This window comes from Pseudomonas sp. SWI36 (assembly GCF_002948105.1).
Lineage (GTDB): Bacteria > Pseudomonadota > Gammaproteobacteria > Pseudomonadales > Pseudomonadaceae > Aquipseudomonas > Aquipseudomonas alloputida.
Genome location: NZ_CP026675.1, coordinates 5,879,218 through 5,893,015, shown reverse-complemented (window position 1 = coordinate 5,893,015; position 13,798 = coordinate 5,879,218). Strand labels below are relative to the sequence as shown.

The window sequence follows — 13,798 nt, the reverse complement described above, 5'->3', positions numbered from 1 at the left end:
CGGTTGGGGCTCAGCGCTGCGTCTGCAAGCGCTTGGCCCAGTCTCCGCCGTGGCCGTGCGCGCAGGCTTCTTCACTGTCGAATCGTACATGCCAGGCCGGATGGTCCAGCTCAATGCCGGCTTGCTCCAGCGCCAGAGCGGTAAGTGCCAGCATGCGCGCCTTCGTATCACCGACCACGGCGGCTGCCTTGTCAGCCTCTTGCTCGAATACCCAGGTAATACGCAGGCTGCCCGGAAAGTCCTCGGGGTCGAGGCGATGGGTAAGCCAACTGAAGCCGACAATCTCCGCCTTGGCGGTTTCGCAGGCATCGGTCAGGCACGCGACCAACTCCCGCTCCAGGCGACCCATTTCGCGTTTGCCCAATGCCTTCACGGGTTGGCCTCGTCATCGATCTGCTGGCAAAAGCGCAGGCGGTTGCCGAACGGGTCCCACACCTGCATCTGCAGGCCCCAATCCAGGCGCTCGGCCTCGGGCCGGGCGAAACCGTACTGTTTACCCTGCAATTCACGCTCCAGCGCGTGCAGGTCGTCGAGGCGGGCGAACACGGTCGAGCCAGGGCAGGCATCGCCATGGTGCTCTGAAAGGTGCAGGATCAGGCCATCACGGTGGATCTGCATGTACAACGGCAAGTCCGGGCTGAAGCGGTGCTCCCAGTCCAGGCTGAAACCCAGGAAATCGAGGTAGAACTCCTTGGCCTTGTCGATCGAGAATATGCGCAGTACAGGTATGGCGGGGGCGAGGGGCATGGTGCGTCCTTGACCGTGGATAAGGCGCCACTGTAGCGCACTTGCGCCCAGCGTTGTCGACCGGCCCCGCAGCAATGGTTGACCACCCGCCAGCCACTGCGTAGCCTTGCCACTTCGAGGTTCTTCGGCCTTGCCGAAGCTAAGACGGGAACGCGGTACAAGCCGCGGCTGCCCCCGCAACTGTAAGCACCGACAACGGATCGACACAGCCACTGCGCCAGCGCGCGGGAAGGCGTCATCCCGCCAGCCCGCTGTTCGACTGAACGGGGACATGGAACGGTGCAAGCCAGGAGACCTGCCTCGTCACGTTTTCGACTTTCAACCGGGCGGGGTGATCCGGTGGCGAACAAGCCCGGCCGGCCTGGCCTGCGGCTGTCGTCCTGCATGCCCGCGCCACACTGCCAAGGGCAATGCGACATGAAAACACTGGCCAAGCTCCCCGTCACCATCGTCACCGGCTTCCTCGGATCGGGCAAGACCACCTTGCTGCGCCACATGCTCGACAACGCCCAGGGGCGCCGCATTGCGGTCATCGTCAACGAATTCGGCGAACTGGGCATCGATGGTGAAATCCTCAAGCAGTGCAGCATCGGTTGCACCGAGGAAGAAGCCAGCGGCCGCGTCTACGAGCTGGCCAACGGCTGCCTGTGCTGCACCGTGCAGGAAGAATTCTTCCCGGTGATGCGCGAGCTGGTAGCCCGCCGTGGCGACCTCGACCACATCCTCATCGAAACCAGCGGGCTGGCCCTGCCCAAGCCATTGGTACAAGCGTTCCAGTGGCCGGAAATCCGCAACGCCTGCACCGTCGATGCGGTCATCACCGTGGTCGACAGCCCGGCCGTGGCCGCTGGTACCTTTGCCGCCTACCCGGACCAGGTCGATGCCCAGCGCAAGCTCGACCCTAACCTGGACCATGAATCGCCCCTGCACGAGCTGTTCGCTGACCAACTGGCCAGCGCCGACCTGGTGGTGTTGAACAAGGCCGACCTGATCGACGCCGAAGGCCTGGCCAAGGTGCGTGCCGAGGTGGCCGAAGAACTGCCGCCGGCGGTGAAAGTGATCGAGGCCAGCAGCGGCAAGCTGCCACTGGAGGTGCTGCTGGGCGTGGGTGCCGAGTCCGAGGCGCATATCGATGGCCGCCGAACCCACCACGATTCGCACCACGATGGCGACGATCATGACGATCATGACCACGACGCCTTCGACTCCATCTCCATCGACCTGCCTGAAGCCGACGAAAGCCTGCTGCTCGATGCATTGACCCAGTTGGTGGTGGAGTTCGGTATCCTGCGCGCCAAAGGCTTCGCCGCCATCCCGGGCAAGCCGATGCGCCTGCTGGTACAAGGCGTGGGCACCCGTTTCGACAAGCACTTCGACCGCGCCTGGCGCGCCGACGAGCCGCGCATCACCCGCCTGGTGCTGATCGGCCAGGACCTCGATGCTGCCCAGCTGGAAGCGCGCCTGCGCCAGGCGCTGGGCGCCTGACCCATGCACCTGCTGCGGACCCAGCCCGGTGGTTTCGTACCGGATGACAGCATTGCCGACCTCGGCCAGACACCCGCCGAGCTGGTGATTCTCTGCAGCGGCGATTCACACCTGGCATTGCTCGCCGACACCGCCGAGCAATTGCCCGAAGACTTTCCCAGCCTGCGCCTGGCCAACCCGATGCAGGTGCAGAACCATGCCTCGGTCGACCTGTATGTCGACCAGGTGCTGCGCCACGCCAAGGTCATCCTGGTGTCGCTGCACGGTGGCGTTGGCTACTGGCGCTACGGCGTCGAACAACTGGTCGAGCTGGCCGCCCGTGGCGTCCAGCTGATTCTGGTGCCGGGCGATGACCGCCCGGACCCGGAGCTGACCAGCCTGGGCAACGTCCGCGGTGAGCAGGCCGAGCGGCTTTGGCATTACCTGCGCCAGGGCGGCAAGGCCAACGCCATCAACCTGTTCAACTGCCTGGCCAGCCAATGGCTGGGCCGCGACTATGCCTGGGACGAGCCGCAGCCTTTGCCGCGCACGGCGGTCTATCACCCCGCCAAGGGCAGCGCGACACTCGAAGACTGGTACCCGCACTGGCACCCCGAGCAGCCAGTGGCGCCGCTGCTGTTCTACCGTTCGCACCTGCAAGCGGCCAATACCGCGTTCATCGACGTGTTCTGCCAGCGCCTGCAGGCTGCCGGCCTGAACCCGTTGCCGATCGCCGTGGCCAGCCTCAAGGAAAGCGCCTGCCTGGAACAGGTCGAAGCCTGGCTGGACGAGGTCGGCGCCGAAGTGCTGGTCAATACCACCGGTTTCGCCTTGTCCAGCCCCGAGCGCCCCAACCTGCGCCCGTTTCGCCGCGACATCCCGGTGCTTCAGGCAATCTGCGCGCAGGACAACCAGCCAGGCTGGGAAGCCAGCGAGCAGGGCCTGGGCGCGCGCGACCTGGCCATGCACATTGCATTGCCGGAGCTGGACGGGCGCATCATCACGCGCCCGGTCAGCTTCAAGGACATGGCCTGGCGCAGCGAGCGCAGCCAGTCCGACGTTGTCTGCTACCGCGCCCACCCCGAGCGCATGGACTTTGTCGCCGAGCTGGCCCGCCGCTGGGTCGAGCTGGCCCGCCTGCCCAATGCCCAGAAGCGTGTGGCATTGGTGCTGGCCAACTACCCGACCCGGGATGGCCGCATTGGTAATGGCGTCGGCCTGGACACGCCCGCCGCCGCACTCAACATCCTCAAGGCGCTGCAGGCCGAAGGCTATCCGCTGGCCGAGTTGCCGGGCAGCGGTACGCAACTGATCCACCAGCTGCTCGGTGGCGTGACCAACGACCTCGACCATCTCGACCAGCGTCCCTGTGCCCAGAGCCTGAGCCTGGCCGATTACCAGGTGGCCTTCGAGCGCCTGCCGCAGGCCAACCGCCAGGCAGTACTGGAACGCTGGGGGCCACCCGAACAGGACCCGATGTTCCGCAGCGGCCGGCTGATGGTTGCCGGCCTGCGCTTTGGCTTGACCTTCGTCGGTATCCAGCCGGCGCGGGGCTACCAGGTCGACCCTAGCGCGGTGTATCACGACCCTGACCTGGTGCCACCGCATGGCTACCTGGCATTTCATTTCTGGCTGCGTCACGCATTTGCCGCCGATGCGGTGATCCACGTTGGCAAGCATGGCAACCTCGAATGGCTGCCCGGCAAAGGCGTCGGGCTGTCGGCGCAGTGCTGGCCGGACGCGCTGCTGGGTCCGCTGCCGAACATCTACCCGTTTATCGTCAATGACCCGGGCGAGGGTGCCCAGGCCAAGCGCCGCACCCAGGCGGTGATCATTGACCACCTGATGCCGCCGCTGACCCGTGCCGAAACCTATGGCCCGCTACGCCACCTGGAACAACTGGCCGACGAGTTCTATGAAGCGCAGTTGCTCGACCCACGGCGTGCCCGCGAGTTGCAGCGTGACATCCTCGAGCTGGTCAAGGCCAACCACATCGACCGTGAGTTGCAACTGGAAGGGCAACTGGACGATGCGGCGCTATGGCTGCCGCGCCTGGATACCTACCTGTGCGACCTGAAGGAGTCGCAAATTCGCGATGGCCTGCACGTGTTTGGTCAGTCACCTGAAGGGCGGCTACGCCTGGATACGCTGCTGGCGTTGTTGCGGGTCGAGCGTGGCGACGGCCGTGGCGGCAATGCCAGCTTGCTGCGAGCTTTGGCCAAGGCACTGATACCGGGCTGGGATCCGCTCGATTGCGACCTTGGGCAGCCGTGGCAGGGCATACGCCCTGAACAGCTGCAGGCCATGAGCAATGAACCTTGGCGCACCTGTGGCGACACCCGCGAGCGCCTTGAGCTGCTGGCACTGCAGGTGATCGGGCAGGCGCTGGAAGGCACAGCACAGTTACCCGACCTGAGTGAGTGGCAACCGGTGCACGCTGTAGTGCAGGCCCTGCGTGAAGCGGTCGCACCCAGCCTGGACGCCTGCGGCACGGCGGAAATGCATGGCCTGCTGGCGGCACTGGCCGGGCGCTTCGTGCCCGCCGGCCCCAGTGGTGCGCCTAGCCGAGGGCGCCTCGATGTGCTGCCCACCGGCCGCAACTTCTATACCGTGGACGTGCGCAACCTGCCCACCACCACAGCCTGGCGCCTGGGCTTCGCCTCGGCCAGCCTGATCCTCGAGCGCCATCTGCAGGACCACGGCGATCACTTGCGTCAGCTCGGCCTGTCGGTGTGGGGCACGGCGACCATGCGCACCGGCGGCGACGACATCGCGCAGGCCATGGCGCTGATGGGCGTGCGGCCTGTCTGGGCCACCGGCAGCCAGCGCGTCGACGACTTCGAAATCTTGCCGTTGAGCCTGCTCGACCGCCCCCGGGTGGATGTGACCTTGCGCGTTTCCGGCTTCTTCCGCGATGCCTTCGGTAACCTGATCCGCCTGTTCGACGCCGCCGTGCAGGCCGTGGCCGCGCTGGACGAGCCGGAAGACCTCAACCCCCTGGCCGCCCGTGTGCGCAGCGAGCGGGCCGCGCTGCAGGCTCAAGGCGTTGATGCCGAGCAGGCTGCACGTCAGGCTGGCTGGCGGGTGTTCGGTGCCAAACCCGGCGCTTACGGTGCCGGGGTGCAGAACGCCATCGACGGGCGTTTGTGGCACAGCCGCGACGACCTGGCAGAGGTCTACCTCAACCACGGCGGCTATGCCTACGGCGGCAGCGACGACGGCACCCCGGCCCGCACCCAGTTCGCCCAGCGCCTGGCCAAGGTGCAGGCGGTGCTGCAGAACCAGGACAACCACGAGCACGACCTGCTCGATTCCAACGATTACTACCAGTTCCAGGGCGGCATGCTGGCGGCCTCGGAAACCCTGTCCGGGGCGGTGGTGGCCAGCTACCATGGCGACCACAGCCAGGCCGACCGACCGCGCATCCGTACCCTCAAGGAAGAGCTGAACCGGGTGATCCGTGCCCGTGCGCTCAACCCCAAGTGGATCGACGGGGTCAAGCGTCACGGCTACAAGGGTGCCTTCGAGATGGCCGCGACAGTCGACAACCTGTTCGCCTTCGACGCCACCACGCACCTGATCGACGACCATCATTACCAGGGGCTGGCCGATGCCTATGTGCTCGACCCGGCGACCCGCGATTTCATGCGCGAGCACAACCCCGAGGCCCTTCGCGACCTCACCGAGCGCCTGCTGGAGGCCCAGCAGCGCGGCTTGTGGCAGGCGCCGGGCGACTACCGCGAAGCCCTTGAGGAACAACTGCTCGATGGCGAGGAACAGGCTTGAAATGAGTGAACCCGTACAATTTCCGCTGGCGGCCGTGGTCGGTGCAGACGACCTCAAGCTGGCGCTGTGCCTGACCGCCATCGACCCCAGGATCGGTGGTGTGTTGATCGAAGGGCCGCGTGGCATGGCCAAGAGCACCCTGGCCCGTGGCCTGGCCGACCTGCTTGGCGAAGGCCCGTTCGTCACTTTGCCATTGGGCGCCAGTGAAGAGCGGCTGGTCGGCACCCTCGACCTGGATGCCGCGCTGGGGCAGGGCAAGGCGCAGTTTTCCCCGGGCGTGCTGGCCCAGGCCGACGGCGGTGTGCTGTATGTCGATGAGGTCAACCTGCTGCCCGACACCTTGGTCGATCTGTTGCTTGACGTGGCTGCCAGCGGCACAAACCGCGTCGAGCGTGACGGTATCTCGCACCGACACAGCGCCCGCTTCGTACTGATCGGCACCATGAACCCGGAAGAGGGCGAACTGCGCCCGCAGTTGCTCGACCGGTTTGGCCTGAACGTGGCGCTGGAGGGCTTGCCGGAGCCCGAGGCCCGGCAGCAGATCATTCGCCGCCGCCTGGCCTTCGACAGTGACCCTCAGGCGTTCTGCGCACACTGGGCCCAGGCCCAGGCGCAACTGCGCGAGCGCTGCCAGGCGGCGCGCCAGGCCCTGGCCGACATTGCCCTGGATGACCAGGCGCTGGCCTGGATTACCGAGCGCTGCTACGCCGCCGGCGTGGACGGCCTGCGCGCCGACCTGGTGTGGCTGCGCGCTGCGCGCGCCCACTGTGCCTGGCGGGGGGCTGCAGCTATCGAAGAAGTGGATGTCGAGGCGGTGGCCGAATTCGCCTTGCGCCATCGCCGCCGTATGACGCCCCAGGCCAGCCCGCCGTCGGCGCCACAGCCGCCTGACCAGCAGTCTGGCGCCGGCAACCCGGGCGAACAGGGTGGCCAGGGCGACTGGGGGGCATTACCGGCACAGCCGGTAGCCAGCGGCGCCCGCCGCGAGGTGCCGAACTGGGCAAAAAAGCCCTGAGCATCCCCCAGCCACCAGCCAACGGGGCGGATGCCAGAACGGGCATAGGCAAGCAGAACGGTACCCGCCGTGGCCTCGTGCGAAATGCGGCGGCCGGCCGGGTAGCCTGGCTGCCGACCTTGCTCAAAGGGCGGCCACGCCAGCGACAGGACCTGTGCTGGCAGCAGCGCCAAGGCAGGCCGGCAGAATTGTGGCTGGTGATCGTCGATGCCTCGGCTTCAACCCGGCGCCATCAGGCGCTGGCACAGACCAAAGGGCTGCTGGCGGCATTGTTCGACCAGGCCTACCGCCAGCGCGCCCGCCTGGCCCTGCTGACTGCCAGCGGGCGCACACCACAGTGGCAGCGCCACGGGCTGAAGGCATCCGCTGCCTTGCAACCCTGGCTGCAGGCCTTGGGAGCAGGTGGGGGCACGCCGCTGATCGCCGCCCTGGAACAGGCGCGGCACTGGCTGCAGGCGCGGCAGCGAGCCCACCCGCAAGAGGCCTTGCGTTGCCTGGTGTTCACCGACGGTCGCCTGCAGCACAGCAATACCGTGCAGCCGATGCCATGCGCCACGTTGTTGGTCGATATGGAACTGGCGCCCGTGCGCCTGGGACGCGCGCAGCGTCTGGCAGAACAATTACAGGCTGATTACCAGCACTTGCAACAATTCAGGGTGATGGATTGAACTGGCAGGTTGCGACACTTTGTCGCAATTGGGAAAGTTGCCACAACAGCAACAGAGAAGTTGTACAAGTGCGTGACCATGCACGCACTTGTTGTGCTGGCCAATATTACTTCGGCATCGACCACGGTTGCAGGTCGTAGCCCTTTTCACACAATTCGGCGCGCACTTCTTCGATCAGGCTGGCCCACTGGGCCGGGTCGGAGTAGATGCGCGACGACACTTGCTTGGCGCCGATGCGGGTGCTGGTCCGGTCGATCACTGCCAGGCTCAGTTCACCAGTACCGTTGGGTGCATCCCAGGCTACGCACTGGAAAGGTTCGAAGGCGTGGTCGGCAATCAGCAGTGCTTCGTTGACACGGAGCGGGGCATTCATGGTTCGGTCTCTCTATGGTCCCAAACATCGAAGTGAAGTCCGCGTTGCTTCAAAGTCGCCTCATTGATCGCGAAGTGCAGCGCGGGGTTATGTCTACTGATGCTCGTTGTTCGTGGGTAAGTCACACATTGGCTGTAAATTTTTTTTCAGGGTCGACGCTGTTCTTGCCTGCGCCGCCATGTGATGTCGATAAAGTGCGAAAATTCCCGTGGCGGTTTGTAAAAAAATGATTCGGCAGACAGACGGTACTGGGAACCGTCAACTTCGTTGCTACTGTTAAACGGGCGCCACAACTTGCTGTTTTACTTCAAAAAACCAAAAACTGGCGCCAAGGATCGGTCATGCAGCAGCCTGCCGCTCAACGCCGTTTGCTTATCGTCGACCCCTGCGACGATTGTCACCGCTTGCTACCTGGCCTGCGCAACGCAGGATGGGATGTGGACAGCTGTATGCTCGGGGCCGCGTTGGACCACACGTGCGATGTCGGGTTATTGCGTTTGCAGGCTTCGCACCTGAGGCACCCGGACGCGGTCAAGGACATGATCAAGCGCAGCAACACCGAATGGATTGCCGTGCTCAGCGCCGACCAGCTGCGCATGCCAGCGTTCGGTGATTTTGTGTGTGAGTGGTTCTTCGACTTCCATACCCTGCCGTTCGACGTCTCCCGCGTGCAGGTAACCCTGGGCCGGGCGTTCGGCATGGCGCGCCTGCGCGGCAAGGGGGCCGTCAAGGTCGATGAGACGACCCATGAGTTGCTCGGCGAAAGCCGGCCTATCCGCGAGTTGCGCAAGTTGCTGGGTAAACTGGCACCCACTGAATCGCCGGTGCTGATCCGCGGTGAGAGCGGCACCGGCAAAGAACTGGTGGCGCGCACCCTGCACCGCCAGTCGCAACGCAGCGAGCAGCCGTTCATCGCGATCAACTGCGGGGCGATCCCCGAGCACTTGATCCAGTCCGAACTGTTCGGCCATGAGAAGGGCGCCTTTACCGGGGCTCACCAGCGCAAGGCCGGGCGTATCGAAGCGGCCGACGGCGGCACGTTGTTCCTCGATGAAATCGGCGACTTGCCGTTGGAGTTGCAGGCCAACTTGCTGCGTTTTTTGCAGGAGAAGCACATCGAGCGGGTGGGGGGCAGCCAGCCCATACCGGTGGATGTACGGGTGTTGGCGGCCACCCATGTTGACCTCGAGCGGGCCATTGAGCAAGGGCGTTTCCGCGAAGACCTGTATTACCGCCTGAACGTCTTGCAGGTGGTGACCGCGCCGTTGCGCGACCGGCATGGTGACCTGTCGATGCTGGCCAACCATTTTGCCCATTTCTACAGCGTGGAGACCGGGCGTCGGCCACGGTCGTTCAGCGACCATGCCCTGGCGGCGATGGGGCGGCATGACTGGCCGGGCAATGTGCGCGAGCTGGCCAACCGCGTGCGCCGCGGGTTGGTGTTGGCTGAAGGGCGGCAGATCGAGGCGCAGGACCTGGGGTTGCAGCTGCTCGACCCGGAACAACAGCCGCTGGGCACGCTGGAAGAATACAAACAGCGCGCCGAGCGCCAGGCGCTGTGCGATGTGCTCAACCGGCACAGCGACAACCTGAGCGTGGCGGCCAAGGTGCTGGGCATTTCACGGCCGACGTTCTATCGGTTGTTGCACAAGCACCAGATACGTTGAGCGGCGCTGGGGTACGCTTGCGCCGTTCTTTGAAGCCGCTCCTACACAAGCCCGTGTAGGAGCGGGTTTACCCGCGAAAGGGCCGGGCCTGCTGGCCAATTTCCACCCGCCGTTCACCATTGTCGCAGCTACCGTATTCGCGGGTTCACCCGCGAAAGGACCGGGCCTGCTGGCCAATTACCACCCGCCGTTCACCGTTGTCGCGGCTACCGTATTCGCGGGTAAACCCGCTCCTACACCGGGGGTGGACACACATCGGTTTAGCGGCGAAGAGGCCCTGCCAGGCGAACTCAGTGCGGTCCGCGCGGGATGGTCTTGAGCAAGTCTTCCGGGCTGATATGCCCCACCACCTGGGCCACCGCGCTGCCCGGAGTCGGCAGGTCGATGATGTGGCTCTTCATCTTGCCGATCACATGCATCTCGCACGGCTTGCAGTCGAACTTCAGGGTCAGCACTTCGTCACCCTGAATCAGCTGCATCGGTGCCACCTTGGTACGCACACCGGTCACGCCCTTGGCCTGCTTGGGGCACAGGTTGAAGGAGAAGCGCAGGCAGTGCTTGGTGATCATCACCGGCACTTCGCCGTGTTCTTCATGGGCTTCATAGGCCGCATCGATCAGTTGCACACCGTGGCGGTGGTAGAAGTCGCGGGCCTTCTGGTTGTATACGTTGGCCAGGAACGACAGGTGCGACTCGGGGTACACCGGCGGTGGCGTGGTCTCGGCCTTGCGCCCGCCACGCGGATGCGCCTGCACGCGTGCTGCAGTCAGTGCCTCGATGGCTTCGCGGCGCAGGGCCTTGAGCTGCGAGTTGGGAATGAAGTACGCCTGCGGGGCATCCAGTTCGATGCGGTCGGCGTGGTACAGGGTGGTGCCCAGCTGGCCGAGCAGGTCGTGCAACTGCTCCAGTGCCTGCTGCGGCTTGTTGGCTACGCCGAATGGGCCGTCCAGGGCCACCTGCACGCTCACGCCTTCTTCACTGCTCAGGGTAAGCATCAAGCGCTGCTCGCGCAGAACCGCGTGCCACTCCACGCCGACCCGGCGTTCGGAGGAGGTGCGTTGCAGGGCCTGTTGCCAGTTGTGGTCGAGGTTGCGCGACAGCGGGTGGTTTGGCCGCAGCTTGTGCAGGCCTTCGGGCATTTCGTTGGGCTCGACGCGATAGCGGTAGCGCTTCTGGCCGTCTTCTTCGAACTCGCCACGCGGTTCGGCGATGTTGGCGCGGAAGCCCACCACTTCGCGCTTGACCAGCACATTGAGGCCGTCGCCGTTGGTCAGCGGTACGTCGGTGACCACTTGCATGTCACGCTTGCCGACCTTTTCGACTACGCCCACCGGCAGGCCGGTGAAGGTTGGCGAGTCGAAGGCGCCGATATCGACCTTGCGGTCGGTCACGAAGTAGTCGGTGCTGCCGCGGTGGAAGGTTTTATCCGGGTCGGGCAGGAAGAAGTGTTCGGTACGGCCGCTGGACGCGCGGGCGTACTGAGGGCGGTCTTCAAGGATGGCATCGAGCTCTTTGCGGTAATGGGCGGTGATGTTCTTCACATAGCCCATGTCCTTGTAGCGGCCCTCGATCTTGAACGAGCGCACGCCGGCATCGACCAGGTCAGCCAGGTTGGCGGTCTGGTTGTTGTCCTTCATCGACAGCAGGTGTTTCTCGAACGCAACCACGCGGCCCTGGTCATCTTTCAGCGTGTAGGGCAGGCGGCAGGCTTGCGAGCAATCACCACGGTTGGCGCTGCGGCCGGTCTGCGCATGGGAAATGTTGCATTGGCCAGAGAACGCCACGCACAGCGCGCCGTGGATGAAGAACTCGATGGCGGCATCGGTTTCGGCGGCGATGGCGCGGATTTGCTGCAGGTTCAGCTCGCGCGCCAGTACCAGTTGCGAGAAGCCAGCCTGGTCGAGGAACTTGGCCCGTTCCAGGGTGCGGATGTCGGTCTGGGTGCTGGCATGCAGCTCGATCGGCGGGATGTCCAGCTCCATCACCCCAAGGTCCTGCACGATCAGCGCGTCAACGCCGGCATCGTACAGCTGGTGAATCAGCTTGCGCGCCGGTTCCAGCTCGTTGTCGTGCAGGATGGTGTTGATGGTGGTGAACACGCGTGCATGGTAGCGATGGGCGAACTCGACCAGCTCGGCGATATCGCTGACTTCGTTGCAGGCGTTATGGCGCGCGCCGAAGCTCGGGCCGCCGATATAGATGGCGTCAGCGCCGTGCAGGATCGCTTCACGGGCGATGGCCACGTCACGGGCAGGGCTGAGCAGTTCCAGGTGATTCTTTGGAAGGGACATGTCGTTATATTTTCGGGCTGTCACGGTTTAGGCGGGCATTGTAGCGGTGAAACGGGCTGGCGGCATCATTGGGGTGCCGAGAGGTGCGGGATTGGCTGCGGGTACGCGCAACTGTGGGAGCGGCCTTGCGTCGCGAAAGGGCCGCAGAGCGGCCCCGGCGATTTTGCGGCCAATCAACGATGTCGGGGGCGCTGCGCACCCCGACAAGCGCAGCTCAGCGCTTGGCAGCCATCGCCGTCACTTCCACGCGCATGCCTTCAAAGGCCAGTGAAGCCACACCCACCGCCGCACGCACCGGCCAGGGCTTGCTGAAGAAGCGCTGGTACACCTCGTTGAACGCCGCGCGGTCGGCCATGTCGGTCAGGTAGATGGTCAGGTGCAGCACGCGGTCCATACCGCTACCGGCCTTTTCCAGGGCCACTTTCAGCGCCTGCAGGGTGCATTCGCTCTGCTCGACGATGCCGCCCAGCTCCAGGCTGCCGTCGGCGTGGGTCGGGATTTGCGTGGTGACCAGCACGCCGTTGTACTCAGCAACGTCCGAGGAAATCGACTCGGCGTCCGGGTCCGGGGTGTAGATGATGTCTGCATGTGCCATGGTGTGTCTGCCTTGCAACGGAAGGAAAACGGCAAGCCTACGCGAGCGCACCAGCCCGGTCGAGGGTGCCTCGGCGTTTGAAATGCGCGGCGTTCGCCGTCAGAATCGCAGGCGATTGCAAAACCAGAGGTTTACGTTGAACGAACAGACTTTGTCCAGACGCCTGGAGCGCGTGGCCGCCCATGTACCGCAGGGGGCGCGCCTGGCCGACATTGGCTCGGACCACGGCTACCTGCCGGTCGCCTTGATGCTGCGTGGCGTGCTCGAGGCCGCTGTAGCGGGTGAAGTGGCGCAGACGCCGTTCGCCTCGGCCCAGCGCAATGTGCGCAGAAACGGCCTGCAAGAGCAGGTAACCGTGCGCCTGGCCGATGGGCTGGCAGCGGTCGAGCCGCAAGACCGTATCTCGGTGGTGAGCATCTGCGGGATGGGCGGCGACACCATGTGCGAGATCCTCGAGGCCGGCAAGCATCGCCTTGGCGGCGTCACGCGCCTGGTACTGCAACCCAATGGCGGTGAGCGCGAACTGCGCCAGTGGCTGGCGGGCAATGGTTACCAGATCGTCAGCGAGGAGCTGCTGCGGGAAAACCGCTTCGATTACGAGATCATCGTCGCCGAGCCGGGCAGGGGGGTGTATAGCGCTGAACAGCTGTACTTCGGCCCCGTGTTGATGCAGGAGAAAAGCGAGGCGTTTGTGGTCAAGTGGCGGCGCATGCTGCGGCAGAAGCAGCAGACCCTGGCCAATTTCCAGCGGGCCCGCGATGCGGTGCCTCAGGCGAAGATCGACGATTTCAATCAGCAGGTGGGCTGGATCACCCAGGTGCTGGCCTGACTCACTGCTGCGAGCAGTTGCCCATTTCCCGGTAGTCGATTTCGCGCTTCTGGCCCTGATGGTCGACGTACACCATGTGTGCGGTGCCTACCTGGCAGTCGGCGGCGTTGCTGGCCGGTGTGATGGAGATGACCTTGGCCACGTCCAGCGGCATGCCGTATTCATATTGGCTGCTGACTGGCTGGTTGTTGCCGGCATCGGCAAAAGCACCGAACGAGGCGAAGGCAGCGGCAATGGCAAGGACAGCGATCGAGCGTTTCATGACAGGCTCCTTTTTTAATGGATGGCTAATGATCTATTCATTGGTCATCCACAATAAATGGGCTAAACCGTGATAGATTCCTGCCTTTAACGCAAGAATAA

The 13,798-nt window shown here is 64.6% G+C and carries 12 protein-coding genes and 1 riboswitch; of the genes, 6 read left to right on the top strand and 6 right to left on the bottom strand.

Annotation, left to right across the window (positions count from 1 at the left end):
* Positions 1 to 10: 10 nt before the first annotated feature.
* A complete protein-coding gene (locus C4Q27_RS27970; RefSeq protein WP_104887738.1) occupies positions 11 to 373 on the bottom strand; it encodes a hypothetical protein in 363 nt (120 codons plus the stop codon).
* Complete coding sequence (locus C4Q27_RS27965; protein ID WP_010954367.1) at positions 370 to 747, bottom strand: glyoxalase superfamily protein; 378 nt, start codon at positions 745 to 747, stop codon at positions 370 to 372. The genes C4Q27_RS27970 and C4Q27_RS27965 overlap by 4 nt, the downstream gene beginning before the upstream one ends.
* A gap of 100 nt (positions 748 to 847) precedes the next feature.
* A riboswitch (cobalamin riboswitch) is annotated at positions 848 to 1,065 on the top strand.
* Between the two features lie 99 nt (positions 1,066 to 1,164).
* Between C4Q27_RS27965 and cobW the strand changes: the two genes are divergently transcribed.
* The 4 genes from cobW to C4Q27_RS27945 all read left to right on the top strand — a co-directional run bounded on the left by cobW (position 1,165) and on the right by C4Q27_RS27945 (position 7,680).
* Complete coding sequence (gene cobW / locus C4Q27_RS27960) at positions 1,165 to 2,232, top strand: cobalamin biosynthesis protein CobW (protein WP_003247913.1); 1,068 nt, start codon at positions 1,165 to 1,167, stop codon at positions 2,230 to 2,232.
* A 3-nt stretch (positions 2,233 to 2,235) separates the two neighbouring features.
* Entirely contained in the window at positions 2,236 to 5,997 is a 3,762-nt protein-coding gene (gene cobN, locus C4Q27_RS27955) for a cobaltochelatase subunit CobN (RefSeq protein WP_104887737.1), read from the top strand.
* A 1-nt stretch (position 5,998) separates the two neighbouring features.
* Positions 5,999 to 7,012 carry an ATP-binding protein gene (locus C4Q27_RS27950; protein ID WP_104887736.1) on the top strand — a complete coding sequence of 338 codons (1,014 nt, stop codon included), beginning with the start codon at positions 5,999 to 6,001 and terminating at the stop codon, positions 7,010 to 7,012.
* A 77-nt stretch (positions 7,013 to 7,089) separates the two neighbouring features.
* Entirely contained in the window at positions 7,090 to 7,680 is a 591-nt protein-coding gene (locus C4Q27_RS27945) for a VWA domain-containing protein (RefSeq protein ID WP_010954364.1), read from the top strand.
* 106 nt (positions 7,681 to 7,786) lie between these two features.
* Here the strand turns inward: C4Q27_RS27945 and C4Q27_RS27940 are convergent, their stop codons facing one another.
* Positions 7,787 to 8,053 (bottom strand): hypothetical protein, encoded by a 267-nt coding sequence (locus C4Q27_RS27940; RefSeq protein ID WP_003247923.1) that lies wholly within the window; start codon positions 8,051 to 8,053, stop codon positions 7,787 to 7,789.
* A 341-nt stretch (positions 8,054 to 8,394) separates the two neighbouring features.
* Here C4Q27_RS27940 and C4Q27_RS27935 point away from each other — a divergent pair, with 341 nt between their 5' ends.
* Positions 8,395 to 9,720, top strand: coding sequence for a sigma-54 dependent transcriptional regulator (locus C4Q27_RS27935; protein WP_020193587.1), 1,326 nt, complete (start codon positions 8,395 to 8,397; stop codon positions 9,718 to 9,720).
* Positions 9,721 to 10,010: 290 nt separating this feature from the next.
* Here C4Q27_RS27935 and C4Q27_RS27930 read toward each other — a convergent pair whose 3' ends face one another.
* Both C4Q27_RS27930 and C4Q27_RS27925 read right to left on the bottom strand, forming a co-directional pair.
* Positions 10,011 to 12,011 carry a U32 family peptidase gene (locus C4Q27_RS27930; RefSeq protein ID WP_003247926.1) on the bottom strand — a complete coding sequence of 667 codons (2,001 nt, stop codon included), beginning with the start codon at positions 12,009 to 12,011 and terminating at the stop codon, positions 10,011 to 10,013.
* A 214-nt stretch (positions 12,012 to 12,225) separates the two neighbouring features.
* Entirely contained in the window at positions 12,226 to 12,606 is a 381-nt protein-coding gene (locus C4Q27_RS27925) for a RidA family protein (RefSeq protein WP_004577524.1), read from the bottom strand.
* Between the two features lie 136 nt (positions 12,607 to 12,742).
* Here C4Q27_RS27925 and C4Q27_RS27920 point away from each other — a divergent pair, with 136 nt between their 5' ends.
* Positions 12,743 to 13,435, top strand: a complete 693-nt coding sequence (locus C4Q27_RS27920; protein WP_104887735.1) for a tRNA (adenine(22)-N(1))-methyltransferase TrmK — start codon at positions 12,743 to 12,745, stop codon at positions 13,433 to 13,435.
* Position 13,436: 1 nt separating this feature from the next.
* Here C4Q27_RS27920 and C4Q27_RS27915 read toward each other — a convergent pair whose 3' ends face one another.
* Positions 13,437 to 13,697 (bottom strand): DUF2790 domain-containing protein, encoded by a 261-nt coding sequence (locus C4Q27_RS27915; protein WP_003247932.1) that lies wholly within the window; start codon positions 13,695 to 13,697, stop codon positions 13,437 to 13,439.
* Between the last annotated feature and the right edge of the window lie 101 nt (positions 13,698 to 13,798).